This is a genomic window from Streptacidiphilus cavernicola, from assembly GCF_042510955.1.
GTDB lineage: Bacteria > Actinomycetota > Actinomycetes > Streptomycetales > Streptomycetaceae > Streptacidiphilus > Streptacidiphilus cavernicola.
The window spans coordinates 109154-110322 of sequence record NZ_JBHFAB010000027.1; the positions used below are offsets into that span (position 1 = coordinate 109154).

1 pseudogene is annotated in these 1169 nt (G+C 67.5%); it reads right to left on the reverse strand.

The features are described from left to right. Positions 1 to 1169, reverse strand: a pseudogene (locus ACEZDE_RS28620) (hypothetical protein); the annotation flags it as partial.

Genomic DNA, 1169 nt, shown 5'->3' on the forward strand with positions numbered 1-1169 from the left:
GCGTAGGTCAGGGTGTCGGCGACGTACAGGTTCTGCAGCGTGTTGTTCTCCCCGCCGTAGACCGCCACACCCGCCGCCCGCCACGGGGTCACCGCGGTCAGGTTCTGGAAGGTGTTGCCGGACAGGTCGGAGGAGTTGTGGTCCTGGGCGGCGAACAGCGCGAAGCTGTCGTCGCCGGTGGAGCGGGCCTCGTCATTGGAGACGAGGTTGTTCTGGGAGCCGTTGGTGAGGTTGATGCCATCCGCGTAGGTGTCGCGGATGCGCATGTTGGTGGCGGTCAGGCCACTGACGTGGGTGCCCCAGATGGCGACGACGGTGTGTTCGACCCAGATGTTGTCGATGGTGAGGTTGGTGACGTCGGTGAGGTCGAAGACCTTGCCGGGGCCGTCGATGCGGGAGGTGTAGTTCCCGAAGAACGCGAAGCCGGAGAAGGTGGAGCCGCTGGCGCTGGTTTGGACGGAGAATCCGGCGTCGGTGTTGGCTTGGGTCTGGTCGGTGCTGAACTGGGTGTACCAGGGTCCGGCGCCGATGACCTTGATGGCCTTTTGGCCGATCTGGAACTTGCCGGTGGTCTGGTACTGGCCGGCGGGCAGGTAGACGCCTGTGTAGGTGGCGGAGTTGGCGACGGTGGTCAGGGCGTTCTGGACGTCCTGCTGGGCGAAGCCGGCCGGGACCAGGTAGTGGGTCGGGTCGGGGTTGGCGACCGGGGCGACCTGCTCGGTGTTGATGTAGTCGATCGCGTACTGGGAGGTGTTGGCGGCGTCCTTCTGCAGCCGGATGACGCTGTTGGCCGGGACGGGGGTGTTCAGGACGACGTGGGCCTCGTCGTAGATGTGCCGCGGTCCGCCGGCGGAGGGGTCGTTGCCGGGGCCGGTCTCGGCGCCGTAGAGCCAGGCGAACTTGGAGTTCAAGGTGATGGTCTGGGCGAAGGTGCCGTTGACGTACAGGTCCAGGGTGGCGGTGGTGCCGCCGCCGCCGGGGGCGTCGGGGATGGAGAACCGGGTGACCAGGGTGTTGGTCGGGTCGGTGGTGTTCCACTGGACGTAGGCGCCGGTGGAGTTCAGGGTGACGGCCTTGCGGCCGGAGGCCTCACCGGCCAGGTCGCCGATGGTGCGGTTGGGTCCCACTACCGCGGCCCCGCCGCCGAGCATGCCGTCCTCGGCCTCGTA